General features: G+C 39.4%; 9 protein-coding genes. 4 read left to right on the plus strand and 5 right to left on the minus strand.

Features of this window, described 5'->3' with window-relative positions:
• Positions 1–114 precede the first annotated feature (114 nt).
• From ACNOGP_RS04850 to ACNOGP_RS04860, 3 genes are read left to right on the plus strand one after another with little or no spacing between them, the layout of a single operon-like run.
• Complete coding sequence (locus tag ACNOGP_RS04850; protein WP_418214219.1) at positions 115–2,037, plus strand: hypothetical protein; 1,923 nt, start codon at positions 115–117, stop codon at positions 2,035–2,037.
• Between the two features lies 1 nt (position 2,038).
• Positions 2,039–5,005, plus strand: a complete 2,967-nt coding sequence (locus ACNOGP_RS04855) for a glycoside hydrolase family 2 protein (RefSeq protein WP_418214220.1) — start codon at positions 2,039–2,041, stop codon at positions 5,003–5,005.
• 16 nt (positions 5,006–5,021) lie between these two features.
• Positions 5,022–5,822, plus strand: coding sequence for a sialate O-acetylesterase (locus tag ACNOGP_RS04860; protein ID WP_117512480.1), 801 nt, complete (start codon positions 5,022–5,024; stop codon positions 5,820–5,822).
• A gap of 110 nt (positions 5,823–5,932) precedes the next feature.
• On the opposite strand, the gene ACNOGP_RS04865 is transcribed toward ACNOGP_RS04860, so the two are convergent.
• The 3 genes from ACNOGP_RS04865 to ACNOGP_RS04875 are packed head-to-tail and all read right to left on the minus strand — an operon-like array spanning position 5,933 to position 9,348.
• Complete coding sequence (locus ACNOGP_RS04865; RefSeq protein ID WP_004302668.1) at positions 5,933–6,709, minus strand: hypothetical protein; 777 nt, start codon at positions 6,707–6,709, stop codon at positions 5,933–5,935.
• Between the two features lie 25 nt (positions 6,710–6,734).
• Positions 6,735–8,321: a fimbrillin family protein gene (locus tag ACNOGP_RS04870; RefSeq protein ID WP_186966088.1), complete on the minus strand. Its 1,587-nt coding sequence runs from the start codon at positions 8,319–8,321 to the stop codon at positions 6,735–6,737.
• Positions 8,322–8,373: 52 nt separating this feature from the next.
• A complete protein-coding gene (locus tag ACNOGP_RS04875; protein ID WP_008646713.1) occupies positions 8,374–9,348 on the minus strand; it encodes a fimbrillin family protein in 975 nt (324 codons plus the stop codon).
• A gap of 361 nt (positions 9,349–9,709) precedes the next feature.
• Here ACNOGP_RS04875 and ACNOGP_RS04880 point away from each other — a divergent pair, with 361 nt between their 5' ends.
• Complete coding sequence (locus tag ACNOGP_RS04880) at positions 9,710–13,891, plus strand: two-component regulator propeller domain-containing protein (protein ID WP_418214221.1); 4,182 nt, start codon at positions 9,710–9,712, stop codon at positions 13,889–13,891.
• 97 nt (positions 13,892–13,988) lie between these two features.
• Here ACNOGP_RS04880 and ACNOGP_RS04885 read toward each other — a convergent pair whose 3' ends face one another.
• Together ACNOGP_RS04885 and ACNOGP_RS04890 are read right to left on the minus strand one after the other, a co-directional pair.
• Complete coding sequence (locus tag ACNOGP_RS04885) at positions 13,989–14,744, minus strand: succinate dehydrogenase/fumarate reductase iron-sulfur subunit (protein WP_007762383.1); 756 nt, start codon at positions 14,742–14,744, stop codon at positions 13,989–13,991.
• Between the two features lie 36 nt (positions 14,745–14,780).
• Positions 14,781–16,760: a fumarate reductase/succinate dehydrogenase flavoprotein subunit gene (locus tag ACNOGP_RS04890; RefSeq protein WP_007762380.1), complete on the minus strand. Its 1,980-nt coding sequence runs from the start codon at positions 16,758–16,760 to the stop codon at positions 14,781–14,783.
• Positions 16,761–16,779 lie beyond the last annotated feature (19 nt).

Consider the following 16,779-nt stretch of genomic DNA (forward strand, 5'->3'; position numbering starts at 1 on the left):
TTAAATTGTAATAAGATTGATTAGACTAGTAAATGGTGTCGTTTTAATGAGAATTGAAACGGTGCCATTTTTTTAAGGAAGGAAGTTGTAATTTGTTAACTTAAATAGCGAGAAATGAAGATATATATACTTTTTGTGTTTGTAGGTCTATGTATGGTTACATCTTGTACAGATGATGAGATAATTGTTAATGAATCGCCAGTTTCGGAAATACCTGATTATTCTCCGGTAACTAATATGGCTTCTCCTTTGAAACGGATGTTATGGGCATCTATTAATAGTCGTCCGGATGCTTCGTTGAAGAAGTTTAGAGAATTTAATGACAAGATATTAGTTAGTTGGCGTATGTTTCCTATTGATGATGCTTCTACAGCATTTGATTTGTATCGTACCAGTGGTAATACTATGGAAATAAAGTTGAACTCAGAACCAATAAAGAACTCTACTAATTATCAGGATGTAGAGGCAGATCGTACTGTTGATAATACATATAGATTATGCTATGCCAATAGTAATGAAACATTGGATACTTATACAATTACGGCTCGGCAGGCTAGTGAAGGACTACCATATTTATCAATTCCATTGCAGAGTACAGTAAATGTGAGCCCTCTGCTTCTATATGAAGCTAATGATGCTAGTGTCGGTGATCTGGATGGAGATGGAATTTATGAAATTGTTTTAAAGAGACTGGTGCATACTTCGACAACAGATGGAGGTGAAGGTAGTACAACGAGCGAGGTCAGACATACGACCTTATTTGAAGCTTATAAGTTGAATGGGGAATTTATGTGGAGAATAGCTTCAGGTCCTAATATTCCTATGGGGAACTCGGCCTCGTTTGCAGTCTATGATTTTGATGGAGACGGAAAATGCGAGATTGCTCTTCGTACTTCCGAAGGGACGATATTTGGTGATGGAACGGAAATTGGGGATATTGATGGAGATGGAAAGACTGATTATCGGGTTCCTGGAGAAAATTACATTCATGGTGGCCCGGAATTTCTTTCTGTCATAGAGGGAGCTACAGGGAAAGAATTGGCTCGTACAAATTATATTTCTTTAGGGACAAGTGAGGATTGGGGAGACAATTATTATAAACGTTCCAGCAGTTATCGGGTTGGTTTGGGAAATTTTTCAGGGACAAATACTTCGATTTTGATTTGTAGAGGAGTTTATGATAAAATGGTTTTGGAGGCATGGGATTTTGGGAGTGGAAAATTGACGAAACGATGGAGATTTGATACCACGGATGGTATTCATGGTTCATATGCGGGACAAGGGAATCATAGTTTGAGTGTGGGTGATGTAGATGGTGACCGATTAGATGAGGTTGTATATGGTGCTTGTACTATTGATCATGATGGAAAAGGATTGAACAATTCAGGTTTTGGTCATGGAGACGCATTACATTTGGGTAAATTCGATCCGTCGAGACCGGGGTTACAGGTTTGGTCTTGCTTTGAGACGGGAACAGTCGGGGCGGCTTTCCGAGATGCTCACACAGGAGAAGTAATATGGAAATACGATGATTCTTCGGATATAGGACGTGCATTAGTTGCTGATATAGATCCGGAGTCTCCAGGTTGCGAAATGTGGTGGTTCAGGAGTAATGTATATTCATGTACTGGAGTAGACTTGGGTTATAAGTCACAATCCTGCAATATGGCGATTTGGTGGTCTGGTTCTTTGAACAGGCAACTTTTGAATGAAAGTGCAATTGACGCGCCTGTGAAGAATGCTTCTAATGACAGGATGTTTACTATTTATCGATATGATGTGACAACTGTTAATGGTACCAAATCCAATCCATGTTTCTATGGTGATATCACCGGAGATTGGCGTGAAGAGGTTATTATGATTACCAAGGATGGCACAGAACTGCGCATTTTTAGTACATGGTATCCTACTGAATATAAGTTTCCTTATTTGATGAGTGATCATGTCTATGAGATGAGTGCTGTCAATCAGAATATAGGTTATAATCAACCTACACAATTAGGATACTATCTTGGATCAGATTTGATAAAAAAATAAGATGATGAAGCGAATTTTAGTAATAACATTTATTCTATGCGTTTTCAGCCTGTCAGAGGGGTGTGCGGCAGGACGTGAAAAATATAATTTCAATAGTGACTGGCTATTGAAGATAGGTGATGTTCCCAATGCACAAGCTGTTGGTTTTGAGGATAGTGATTGGAATATGGTGACTCTTCCAAGAGCTTTTAATGAAAATGAGTCTTTTAAAGTTGCCATTGACCAACTGACTGATACAATAGTATGGTATCGTAAGCACTTTAAAGTTGCAGTTTTAGATGCTCGTAAGGTTTTTGTTGAGTTTGAAGGAGTTCGTCAGGGAGCTGATTTTTATTTGAATGGATATCATTTGGGCAAGCATGAAAATGGAGTTATGGCGGTGGGATTTGATTTAACTCCTTATATGAAAAATGGTGATAATGTTATGGCTGTACGTGTAGATAATGACTGGAGCTATAAGGAAGTAAGTACAAATACAAAATTTCAATGGCATGATAACCGTTTCAATTGTAACTATGGCGGCATTCCTAAAAATGTTTTTTTGCATGTGACGAATGATGTATATCAGACTTTACCACTATATAATAATTTGAAAACAACTGGACTTTATGTCTATGCAACAGATTTTGATATTAAAAACCGGAAGGCTAAAATTCATGTGGAATCGGAAGTGAAGAATGACAGTCATAAATCACGGAAATTTAGTTTCTTGGTAACTTTAGTAGATGCAGATGGAAAAAATGTCAAAGTATTCAAGGGGCCTGATGTGTGCTTGAAATCAAAAGAGGTAAAGATTATAAAAGCGGAGGCTGAAGTGAATAATCTTCATTTCTGGAGTTGGGGATATGGTTATTTATATACAGTAAAAACAAAGTTGGTAAATGCAGATAATGAGGTTGTTGATGAAGTGAATACTCGAACAGGTTTTCGAAAAACAAAATTTGGTGAAGGTAAAGTCTGGCTGAATGACCGTGTGATTCATTTAAAAGGCTATGCACAGCGTACAACTAATGAGTGGCCGGGAGTTGGAATGTCTGTTCCTGCATGGTTGAGTGATTATTCTAATGATTTAGTCGTGAAAAGTAACGCTAATCTCGTGCGTTGGATGCATGTTACTCCGTGGAAACAGGATGTGGAGTCGTGTGATCGTGTCGGATTAATACAAGCAATGCCAGCGGGTGATCAGGAGCGGGATTCCAAGGGACGCCAATGGGAACAACGTACAGAACTGATGCGTGATGCAATTATTTATAATCGTAATAATCCGAGTATTTTGTTTTATGAATGTGGAAATAAGGGGATTAAGCGTGAACATATGTTGGAAATGAAAGCAATACGTGATAAATATGATCCTTATGGTGGACGTGCTATTGGTTCTCGTGAGATGCTTGATATTCGTGAAGCAGAATATGGTGGTGAAATGCTTTATGTTAATAAGAGTAGGCATCATCCGATGTGGTCAATGGAATATTGTCGAGATGAAGGATTAAGGAAATATTGGGATGATTATAGTTATCCGTATCATAAGGAAGGTGACGGTCCTTTACACCGTGGAGCATCTGCCAAGAGCTATAATCATAATCAGGATATGTTTGCGGTTGAATTAGTCCGTCGCTGGTATGATTATTGGCGTGAGCGTCCAGGGACTGGATTGAGAATCAATGCTGGAGGAACTAAGATTATTTTCTCTGATAGTAATACACACTTTCGTGGAGCAGAAAATTATCGTCGTAGTGGTGTGACTGATGCTATGCGTATAGAGAAAGACGGGTTCTTTGCGCATCAGGTGATGTGGAATGGTTGGGTAGATATAGAATCTGAACAGACTTATATAATTGGTCACTGGAATTATCCGGAAAATACGGTGAAACCTGTATATGTAGTATCTACCGGGGAAAAAGTGGAATTATTTTTGAACGACCGGCTATTAGGTGAAGGAGAACGTGAGTATGATTTTTTGTTTACTTTTGATAAAGTGGCATTTAAACCGGGTAAACTGGAGGCTGTCAGTTATAATAAGGCTGGAAAAGAATTGAGCCGCTATGTCTTGACTACTGTTGGTGAGCCTACAAATATAAGATTGACAGCTATACAAAATCCGGAAGGTTTTCATGCCGATGGAGCAGATATGGCACTTATTCAATTCGAGGTAGTAGATAAGGATGGAAAACGTTGTCCATTGGATAATCGGATTGTCAAATTTGATTTGAAAGGTGAAGCTGAATGGCGCGGTGGTATTGCGCAGGGTGAGGATAATTATATCCTTAGTAAGGACTTACCTGTAGAATGTGGAGTAAATCGTGTTCTTATCCGTAGTACAACGAAAGCCGGGAAATTGATACTTACAGCAAAAGCGAAAGGCCTTCCTGAGGCTTCTATAACCTTAGAAACTATTCCGGTGGAAAAAGTTGATGGGGTAAGTAACTATTTGCCACAAATGACATTGAAAGGACGATTAGATAAAGGTGAAACGCCATTATCCTCTTCATATAGAGATAAAAAAGTTAATATAGGCATTGTTTCGGCTAAAGCAGGTGCTAATAGCCAGAATGTAGCGAAAAGTTATGATGATGATGAACTTAGTGAATGGAGTAATGATGGGCAGCTTAGTACGGCTTGGATTACTTATCAGCTTGAACGTGAGGCGAATATTGATGATGTCTGTTTGAAGTTAAGAGGGTGGCGTAAGAATAGTTATCCGTTAGAGGTATATGCAGGAAATACCCTCGTTTGGAGTGGAAAGACAGAACGAAATTTGGGATATATACATTTGAAAACAATGCCGATGCGTACGGATAATATAACTATCCGTTTGAAGGGATCTGTTAGTGTGAAAGATGCTTTCGGAGAAATTGTTGAGGTAGAAGATAAAGCATCAAATACACGCGTACAGGAAAAGGCGGATGAAGAACGTTATTTACCAATTATTGAGGTTGAATTTTTGGAAAATAGTAAGTTGAATTTTTAAAAGATAGAATAATAAAATGAGAAAAAATGTAATCACCCTTTTTGTAGGGATATTGTTACTGGGAATACCTATGGTATATGCAGGCAAGCCTGTGAAGAATATGGATTTGTATCTTTGTATTGGACAATCTAACATGGCCGGACGAGGAAAACTTTCTCCGGCGGTGATGGATACGATGCGGAATGTTTATTTATTAAATGCCGAAGACCAGTTTGAGCTAGCAGTAAATCCTTTAAATCGTTATTCTACTATCGGAAGGGGACTTACCGGTGAATATTTGGGACCTGTATATAGTTTTGCTAAAGCAATGGCTTCTAAAAAACATCCGGTAGGCTTGATAGTAAATGCTCGTGGCGGTACTTCCATCCGCTCTTGGTTGAAGAGCACAGAAAAAACAGGTGGGCTCTATTATAATGAAGCTTTACGCCGAACTAAGGAAGCAATGAAATATGGCAAACTGAAAGCTATTATTTGGCATCAGGGAGAGGCAGATTGTCAGTATCCTGAAGGATATAAAAAGAAAATAATAAAGCTAATGACGGATCTTCGTAATGATTTGGGAATACCTGATTTACCTGTCATTGTAGGACAATTGGCAGAATGGAACTGGACAAAGAAGCCTTATATACCTGAAGGAACGAAACCATTTAACGATATGATTAAGGATATTTCTTCTTTTCTTCCAAATAGCGCCTGTGTTTCGTCCGAGGGGCTAAAGCCACTGAAGAATGAGAAAGATCCTCATTTTGATGCAGACAGCCAAATAATACTAGGCAGACGTTATGCAGAAGCCGCAAAAAGATTATTAAAAAAATGATGAATTAGAAAGATTTGTGCAAAAAGCTCTCCCTTGTTTATCTGGAAATAAATGTATATCTAGCAAATAAGGGAGAGCTTATGATGGAAATAGTGTTTTAATATTATGTATTATTTAGTAGTAATATCGGTCCAGCGGCCGGCGAAACGAATATTTCCAATATTTCCTTGATATGTGTGGTTATTTCTGATAGATATTGCTTTTAATCCTGCTTTTAATGCACCTTCTTCTCCTTTAGCCATGGCATCAGATTGGGCCTCTTCTCCTTTTAGAGACGGATTTACGAATAATTCTACTCGATTATTAGTGTAGTCTACTTTTAATACGAGTAAATGGGTTTTCTTGAAATCGTATTCATTGGGAACTTCCGTACGATTCTTACCTAGTCCAACTGTGAATTTTAACTTGCCATTTTCATTACGATGTGCATATATGTTTCCGCGTGCACTACCGCCTACATGGTTAGCGATTAATGCTAGAAATTCACTAGGTTTTTTAGTTCCTAATTTTGAGAAGTTGACAAGGCAAGCAAGGTAATAACTACCTTGCCGGTATGTTTTGCCGGATGATGTCATAGAATACACACTGGAACGTGTCCCTTTTATCCCATCCTCAAATCCGAATTGTATGGATGGGCCACCTTCCTGATATTCGGGGTAACTTAGTTCTTTTCCAATTATGGGACTTGATGTTGTTGCTGCTTTGGGATCTTTAGTATAGGCAGCACACCAAGTATTTTCTTGAATCATTGCTTTAGGCTCAATATATGCCGATTTCTCTAACTTGTCTCCGGTTTTATATCCATCAAGGAGATTGTTTTTGATAATCTGTGCATTGCCTGTCAGACTAAGGGTGATTAATGAGATAATTAAAATAATCTTTTTCATAATGCTATTCTTGATATTTTAAGTGTTAAAATGCTAGTGCGAAGCGGTAGTATGAATTTGCTTTTAGATTGAGGGCAAGATAATTCTTTTCTCGATGTCCTTCCTCATTAAGTCCGGTATATACCCATATTGTTGACTCACTACGTAGTGTGGATGTCCAATAACCACTTCCGGAAGTTAATCGCTCCCATGAAGAATCCTGCCATAGCGTTTCTCCATCGGCTTTGGTTAAGCTGCTTGAGATAGTGGTATTTTGCTCTTGTATGATAAGTAGCTCTTTGACTGATGGAACATACCAACCGGTCGTGAATGATGGAGCCTGGACTGAATAGCTGGAAAGTTTCTCTTTTACAACAGAGTTGATATCTGCTCCAACAACAGCGATGTCTGAATTTAACCATGCTTTGGTATCTTGGTAGCCAGTATTTGAAAACTCTTCTTCATTTGGAATTTTTTGCCCGTTGACTGAACTTGTACCGACTGGTGCAGGAAGAATGTCTGTATACCATGTCTTATTGCTAACACTGGATACGGTTCCCCATCTTTGTCCGGTTTCTTCGTTACGTTTTAATGCGTATACCAGTGCGTGCGTACATTCAGGATAGTCTTTTCTTATAGCTTCAGTGGTCCCTATTTGATAAATGACCCCAATGATTTTGGTTTTATCTTCTGATTCTAAATCTTGATCTGCTTTAATTAAAGTGCCATCTGCACAATAGAAATCTCCAATCTTCAGTTCGTGCTGTATTTTTTTTGTTCCACCATCAACAGTGTATGGTGCGTATGTTCCTTTTTCTATTCCTGTAATTGCGATTTCGTACTGCTTGTTCTCGCTTGAAATGAAAGTGCCATTTATTTTATAAGTAGTTGTAGGGTTTATCAATAAGCGATATTTATCTGTGCTTGGTTCATAATATGGTTGCACTTCTATACTCTCACTTTCTCCTTTGGTTAGCTTGAATGTTGGATTAGCAGCAGGAATGTTGTATGGAGCTATTGTTGTTCCTTGGTTTGTAAATTCATATGTGGTGGACGGTAACTGAATAACTACCATTGCCATTTGATGTTCTAATGTTAGATTGAGTGAGTAATTCTTACCGGATAGTTCAGCTTCTGCAGAGCCTGTCATCAAGTCATATTGGGTATATTCACTTCCACTCATATTAGCACCTATCTTCCAGTTACTTATGATTTCTGCAAAAGGGTTTTCAATGGATGCTTTAAAAGAATTGCTAACTTCTTCTTTATAAGGATAATATGCATAATAAGTGGCTCCTTCCAGTTCGCTGCTATAAAATAAAGAGCCATTTGTAGGTATCCATACATCGTGAGTCTTGTTGTAAATTAGGCATACATTATTAATTGAGCCTGCAATTTCTCCATTTTTAACGGCGAACAAACCTATCTGATCTTCGTTTTCGAATGTTGTTTTATATGTTTCATCTGTTGTTGCACGGGTTTTGCTACTATTATATATAGCTTTATCTGTGATATTAATTAGAATCTTATTTTTATCATTGTTTGAAAGAGTAATGTTCTCGTCTTGTGAACATGCCGCTATAAGTAAAGAGCATGCAAGTGCTATCGTATATACAAATATATTTCGTTTCATATCTTCTTGTTTTTTATATTTATTAGAAATGAGGGAAAATATTTCCTTATTTTTATTTTTCGGTTGATTGCGATTTTATATCTTGTGTCTCACCTGAGTTATTCCAATAGGAAGAATCAAAAGCGGTATCTGTTTCAGGAGCATCAGTTGTAGAGTTGATATTTCCTCCATTACCAGGTTGCCAATCTGTGATGCCACTTTCTGTGATGGTAATACTAGGATTTTCTCCTTCTCCTCCCAGAGTAACCGTGTATAGGTGTCTTCTATTGCTTTCTAATGTTATATTATCTATTGTTTTCTCATAAAAAACCCCATCGGCTACCACTTCTATTGTAGTTTGTACTACTTCTTGAGGTAATAAAATTAATGTCGAAGTTGTTGATGTATTGTCATTCACTAGTACACTTACATCTTCGCTTTCTGTTCCTAAAGAGGTTGTGCCATTTGAGGTGTTGAAGAATCCCTTTGTGATAAATCCTTTTAAAGTGTAAGAAACATTTTCGGGTTTACTCTCATCTTTATTTTTGAAAATCAAGCTAAGTTGGCTCAGTTGATGTGTAAATTGAAAATTGATCAGAGGATTACTTCGGGTAGTAGTGGCTTCGGCAAACAACCAATCGATATTGAGTTGATTAGTTGCGGTTTGATTTTCACTTTTGGTGTCTACTGTAACAAGCCCTCCTGCTGTACCGTTGATACCGGTGTAAGGGTGATATGCAGTCAGTGAGACTTTACCATTTCCTTTGATATAAATATCATTATGGTCACCTACAGCAGTAAAAAGTTGTTCGTTTTCTCCGGAGCATTGATATAAGATATTAGTGCTTCCTGTATCCCCTCCGGTAACGGATACACCTATACATTCTCCCTGACCCCACATGGAGCCGTGGTAGCGTGTTTGAGGACTGCTTATACTTCCCCAGATTTCAGCTTTTGCACCAGGGGTATCTGGTCCACCATATTCATTGCTGTTGCATCCGGTGAGAACCAGTATTCCTAGTACTACTGTTAAATACATGTTTTTCATAAACGTTACTGTTTTATATATAAATAATGTGGTTGTTGTATATTCCCTGTTTATTTATAGGTCTCTCTGACTTTGTATAGAGCAAAGGTATGCGATTTGCTTATAATGTACCTTGACGGCTGTACATTTCCATGTACCCCAGTTCAAACATGCATAAAATGCCATATTCTTAGGGATTTTGTGCAGGATTTTTCGATATTATCGTTTATATTTGCGTTATTCTTTAAATCAAAACACCATGTGGAGTGCCCGTATAATCCTAATTCTTTTGCTTTTTTGCAGTCGAGTAGCTGCTTTTGATGTTTTAAATATCAGTACTATCACAGATCGCAACGGTTTGTCACAGAATACAATTAGATGTATGATGCAGGACAGTCATGGGTTTATGTGGATGGGAACAATTAATGGCTTGAATCGTTATAACGGAAAGGATTTTGTTGTGATACAGCCGGGAATTGCCACCTCTCAATCATCACCGGATAGTAGAATTCGCAGTATTACCGAAGATAAACATGGCTATATTTGGATACGTACTTTCTCAAATACTCTTTTCTGCTATGATATGAAATTGGAAAAAATTGTTGATTATGATCCGCAGAATACTACTAAGATTTTTAGCCAAATAATGGTTACTTCTAATGGTGATGTGTGGATGTGGGGAGATAAAGGATGTTGTCGTGTGAGCCACATAGATGGAGAACTGGTTTCTTGGAGACCGACAGAGAAGAAATTGCGGGATAAGTCGGTGACATTTATCTTTGAAGATTCGGATCGTAGAGTTTGGATAGGAGCTGATAAAGAATTGTTCATGGTAGCTCATGATAAGGTGAATACAATGTTGGAGGGAACAACATTTTGGGGCGCACAGGAATTAGATGATTTGTATTTTATAGCTGGAGATCGTATTCTGATTTTTGATAATTTGCGGAAATATTTCTTGCCTGCTATTTTATTTGTTCCTACACAAACGGAACCTGCGAGACATGCCCGCTCATGTGTGTTAAATGACGGATTGGTTATGATTGCTACAAATGAACGTATGTTTGTATTTGATACTATTAATAAAACATGGGTTTCCCCAGAAAGATTCTTTCAGGGGACAAGTCCGCGTAATGCGAACTTCTATATTGATAATAAGGGGCACATTTGGGTATATAATATGTCGGGAGTGCTATGGAGACATCATACTGATAATACGTTTGAGCCTTTGACATTGATTCCTGCTGATGTCCTTTCATTAATAAATCAGGAACGTTTCCAAATATATCATGACTCAAGGGATATTATCTGGATAACTACATTTGGTAATGGTCTATTTGCCGTTGATGAGAATACGGGAAAAAAATACCATTATACTGCCGATAAAGATTTATCCACTAATTACTTACTCTGTATAACTGAGGATACTTCTGGAGAAGTTTGGGTAGGTACAGAGTTGGGAGGAGTGAATAAGATCTCTTTAACCAATTATCCTTTTGATATATTTTATCCAACTCCTGGTGGTAATGCTGATAGGGATAATGCTGTTCGTTTAATTTATCAGGATGTAGAGGGAAGATATTGGTTTGGTACGCGTGATGGAAATTTGCAAGTTTGTGATTCTACTTTACATCAGTTATATAAGCATCGTATTACAGGTGGTTTACCCTTTACAATTGCTGAAGATACTCTTGGTTATAAATGGTTGGGAACAAAAGGAGGGGGATTATTAATTCTATCTCCTCAAGGAGACAGGATAATAAAAGAATATGCGCTGAATGATCAGACCAGGCAATCATCTTCGAGCAATAATATCTTTACCATAATGCGCGATAGTAAAAATCGTATGTGGCTAGCAACTTTTGGTGGGGGGCTGCATCTTGCGGAAGGTTCCCGGGAACAGTTGAGGTTCAAGCAATTCAGTTTTGATAATAGACATCAGAATATGATGCGTTCTATTATTCAAGATAAGACAGGGATTGTATGGATAGGAACTAATGATGGAGTTATTGTTTTTGATCCGGATGGATTGATAGAGGATCAACAGAATTTTAAGGTTTTGCATTTGTATGCTGAAGATCAACAATCTTTGGGGCACAATGAGGTTAAGGTTGTCTTTGAAGATAGTAAAGGGCGTATTTGGTTAGGAGCTACCGGAGGAGGACTTAATTTGTTAGTGAAAGGGGAATCATTAGAACAATCTACTTTTGAACATTATGGGGCAGATGACGGTTTATCCAATGAAACGATTCAAGCTATTTTGGAAGATGAAGAAGGGTTTATTTGGGTAAGTACAGAGAGTGGTATCTCGAAATTTAATTTAAATACTAAGCGTTTTGAGAATTTTATATTCTCAAACAACCGCCATGCTGCTATATTTAATGAGCTGTCTTGTTGGAAAAAAAAGAATGGAGAATTGATGTTTGGCAGTTATAACGGAGTATATACATTTAATCCATCCGGTATTACATTTGATACATATGCTCCAAAAGTGGCAATTACCGGTTTCTTGATTAATGGAAATCCTGTGACACCGGAAAGCCTGGATTCTCCTTTGACTGAGAGTATTATCAATACCCGGAAGGTGGTTCTGGCATATAATCAGAATTCCTTTAATTTGGAATGTACGATGCTGAACTTCCATGCTCCCGAGCTTAATCAATATATTTATTATTTAGACGGATATGAGTCTAATTGGAATAGATCATCACGTAATAATGTAGCTGCATATAGAAATGTTCCTCCGGGAAAGTATCTTTTCAAAGTGAAAGGATGTAATAGTTTCGGAGTTTGGAGTGATCAGGAAACAACTTTGGAGATTATAATTCTTCCACCTTGGTGGGAGTCTACTGAAGCTATTCTTTTGTATATTTTCCTTGGGATAATCATCATTTATTTTACATCGAGGCTTGTTCTCAAGATGCATCGTCTGAATATGGCAGTGGAGGTCGAGAAACAATTGACCGAGTATAAATTGCGTTTTTTTACGAATATATCCCATGAGTTTCGTACTCCGTTGACGATTATTCGTGGGGCGATTGAGGATTTGGTTAATCAAAGAGATCTGCCTTCTTCTGTAAGTAAACAGTTGAGTCTGCTTTCAAAAAGTTCGGGGCGCTTGCTCCGATTGGTAGATCAGTTATTGGAATTTCGTCGTTTACAGAATAATAAGATGGAACTAAAACTTGAGCGAACAGATACGAAACGCTTCTTTTATGATATTTATCTGACGTTTAAGGATATGGCTGCCAGGAAGCAAATAGAATATCTGTTTGAATCTAATAAACCTGTACAGACTATGCTACTTGATAGGAGTAAAATGGATAAGATTGCTTATAATCTTTTGTCCAATGCTTTTAAGAATACTCCAGTAGGGGGTAAGATTGTGATGAAACTTGACTTTTCAGTGGTAAATGACACCTTTACGATGAGTGTTTCGGATAATGGTCCGGGAGTGTCTGCTGATAAGCAAAAAATGTTGTTCGTACGTTTTGAACAGATTCATTATGCATCGGAGGGAACTGGTGTTGGATTACATTTGACCGCGGAATTGGCTAAGGTACATAAAGGACAGGTAACTTATGTGGATTCGCTGTTGGGAGGTGCTTGCTTCTCACTTACTATCCCGATGTCGGATGAAAATTATGATCCTGCCGACATTATAGAGACTATAAAGGAAGATAAAGAAATTGCGATGACGGAACTGACTACTGATATATCTATTTCAGAGGAACGTGCGGCAGAAATTCTAGGAACATCGGTAAATAAACCTTTTAAAGAATATAAAGTGATGGTGATTGATGATGACGATGATGTCCGTAACCTTATTGAAGCTCAACTTGGGAAGTATTTTACTGTGTCGACGGCTTCTAACGGAGTAGAGGGACTTGAAAAGTTAATAGGGGAACAGCCGGATATTGTGGTTTGTGATGTGATGATGCCAGAGATGGATGGGCTGGAATTTACAAAGCGTTTAAAGGCCAATTTCAACATTAGTCATATTCCTGTTATCTTATTGACAGCTTATTCATCAGAGGAACATCAGCTGAAAGGTATTCAGGCGGGAGCGGATTCTTATATTACAAAGCCTTTCAGTATGAAATATTTGTTGGCTCGTATAGTGAAATTGGTTGAGCAACGTGAGAAGTTGCAGCGTAAGTTTGCTACAGAACCTGGTACATTGCAACCGTTGATAAGTGCTACTGACAGAGATAAAGCGTTTTTGGATAAAGTTAATGCCATCGTAGAGAAGAATATGGGAGATGCCGAGTTTAAGCTTGAATCGTATACTCCGACTTTGAATATCGGGCGTACTACTTTTTATAATAAATTAAAAGGGATTGTGGGGTGTTCTCCCAATGAGTATGTTCGTATTCTCCGCATGAAGAAAGCGGCGGAACTGTTATTAACGACCGAAATGAATGTATCGGAGATTGGTTTTCAAGTAGGTATTAACGATCCTTTCTATTTCAGCAAGTGTTTCAAGAACTCATTTGGAAAGTCGCCTTCGCAGTATCGGAAGAGTTCCGGACAGGAAAAGACTGCAAGTATATCGGAAGAGTAGACTACTAAAATTGAAAAAAGAGAATCCCCTGTCGGACTAGTCGGCAGGGGATTCTTTTATTAATCAAATTAAGCTCTTACTATTAGAAAATAGGAACTTAGTCTTTCAGTTTTGCTCTGATAAAATCACGGTTCAAGCGAGCGATGTTGCTGATAGAGATGTTCTTCGGACATTCGGCCTCGCAAGCACGAGTGTTTGTACAGTTACCGAATCCCAGTTCATCCATCTTTGACAACATAGCTTTTGCACGGCGCAAAGCTTCCGGTTTACCTTGCGGCAGCAAGTTCAACTGGCTGACTTTTGCAGAAACGAACAACATGGCAGAACCATTCTTACATGCAGCTACACAAGCACCACAACCGATACAAGAAGCAGCATCCATAGCTTCGTCAGCGATAGGCTTCGGAATCAGGATAGAGTTAGCATCCTGAGGAGCACCTGTGCGTACGCTCACGTAACCACCAGCTTGCATAATCTTGTCGTATGCAGTACGGTCTACCATCAAGTCCTTGATTACAGGGAAACCGGCCGAACGCCAAGGCTCAACAGTAATCGTATCACCATCCTGGAAACGACGCATATAGATCTGACAAGTAGTAGCACCTGTTGCAGGACCGTGCGGGTGTCCGTTGATGTAAAGAGAACACATACCGCAGATACCTTCGCGGCAGTCGTGGTCGAATACTACCGGTTCTTTTCTTTCGCTGATGAGCTGTTCGTTCAGAATATCCAGCATTTCGAGGAAGGAAGTATCGCCGGGGATATCTTTCATTTGGTAGGTTTCAAAAGCACCTTTAGCCTTCGGACCAGCTTGGCGCCATACCTTCAGTGTAAATGATATATTTTTATCCATTTTCTTCTAATTCTTTTAAATGTTTAACTTCACCGATTAGCTCTTGTAGTTACGGGTTTGAACCTTGATAGCTTCGTATACCAGCGGTTCTTTGTACAACACCGGAGCTTTTTCATCGTCACCTTGATATTCCCAGCATGCTACATAGAAGAAGTTTTCGTCATCACGTTTAGCTTCTCCTTCTTCAGTCTGGTATTCTTCACGGAAGTGACCACCACAACTTTCGTTACGGTTCAATGCATCGTAAGCAACAAGCTCACCCATTGTGATGAAGTCGTACAGACGGATTGCTTTGTCAAGCTCTACGTTCATACCTTCTTTAGAACCGGGGATAAACAGATTCGTTTCGAATTCCTTGCGGATTTCTTTCAGTTCGGCAATACCTTTCTTCAAGCCTTCTGCCGTACGTCCCATACCTACATATTCCCACATGACATGACCCAGTTTCTTGTGGATAGAATCAACAGATTCTTTACCCTGGATGCTCATGAACTTGTCGATCTTAGCTTGAACTGCCTTTTCTGCTTCAGCAAACTCAGGAAGATCAGTAGAGAAACGAGGAACAGTGATTTGATCTGCCAGATAATTCTGGATTGTATAAGGCAATACGAAGTAACCGTCAGCCAAACCTTGCATCAATGCAGAAGCACCGAGGCGGTTTGCACCGTGGTCGGAGAAGTTACATTCACCGATAGCGAACAGACCCTTGATAGTGGTTTGCAGTTCGTAGTCTACCCAGATACCACCCATTGTATAGTGGATAGCCGGATAAATCATCATCGGATTATAATATTTTACGCCATTAATTTCTTTTGCCAGTTCTCCCGGATTAACGTCAGTGATTTCTTCATACATATCGAAGAGGTTGCCATAACGTTGGAGAACGATGTCGATACCCAAGCGGTTGATAGCTTCAGAGAAGTCAAGGAATACAGCTAAACCAGTGTTGTTTACACCGAAACCTGCGTCGCAGCGTTCTTTAGCAGCACGGCTGGCAACGTCACGCGGAACCAGGTTACCGAATGCCGGATAGCGGCGTTCCAAGTAATAGTCGCGGTCTTCTTCAGGAATATCACTTCCTTTGATTTCGCCTTTCTGAAGTTTCACGGCATCTTCTTTCTTCTTCGGAACCCAGATACGACCGTCGTTACGGAGAGATTCAGACATCAAAGTCAGTTTAGACTGCTTGTCACCGTGTACCGGGATACAAGTCGGGTGAATCTGAACGTAAGCAGGGTTAGCGAATACAGCACCCTTGCGGTAGCAAGAGATAGCAGCTGTACAGTTACATCCCATAGCGTTGGTAGACAGGAAGTAAGCATTACCATAACCACCGGTAGCGATAACTACAGCGTGAGCGGCAAAGCGTTCCAGTTTACCTGTTACAAGATTTTTAGCGATGATACCGCGGGCACGTCCGTCAACGATCACCACATCTTGCATTTCATAACGGGTATACAGTTTTACAGTACCTGCGTTTACCTGACGGCTCAATGCGGAGTAAGCACCCAGCAACAGCTGCTGACCGGTCTGACCTTTAGCGTAGAAAGTACGGGATACCTGTGCACCACCGAAAGAACGGTTGTCCAGTGTACCACCATATTCGCGGGCGAAAGGAACACCTTGTGCCACGCATTGGTCGATGATAGCGTTGGACACTTCAGCCAGACGGTATACGTTAGCTTCACGTGCACGATAGTCACCACCTTTTACAGTATCGTAGAACAGACGGTAAACGGAGTCACCGTCATTCTGATAATTCTTTGCAGCATTGATACCACCCTGTGCAGCGATAGAGTGCGCACGGCGTGGAGAGTCCTGAATACAGAAGTTGAATACTCTGAAACCCATTTCACCAAGTGAAGCAGCTGCAGAAGCACCTGCCAGACCTGTACCCACAACGATGATATCCAAACGACGCTTGTTAGCGGGGTTCACCAATTTCTGGTGAGCTTTATAGTTGGTCCATTTCTCAGCCACCGGGCCTTCTGGAATTTTTGAATCTATCTTGATCATAATATTATTTACAATTTAA

The organism is Bacteroides difficilis, from assembly GCF_048319815.1.
Classification (GTDB): domain Bacteria; phylum Bacteroidota; class Bacteroidia; order Bacteroidales; family Bacteroidaceae; genus Bacteroides; species Bacteroides zhangwenhongii.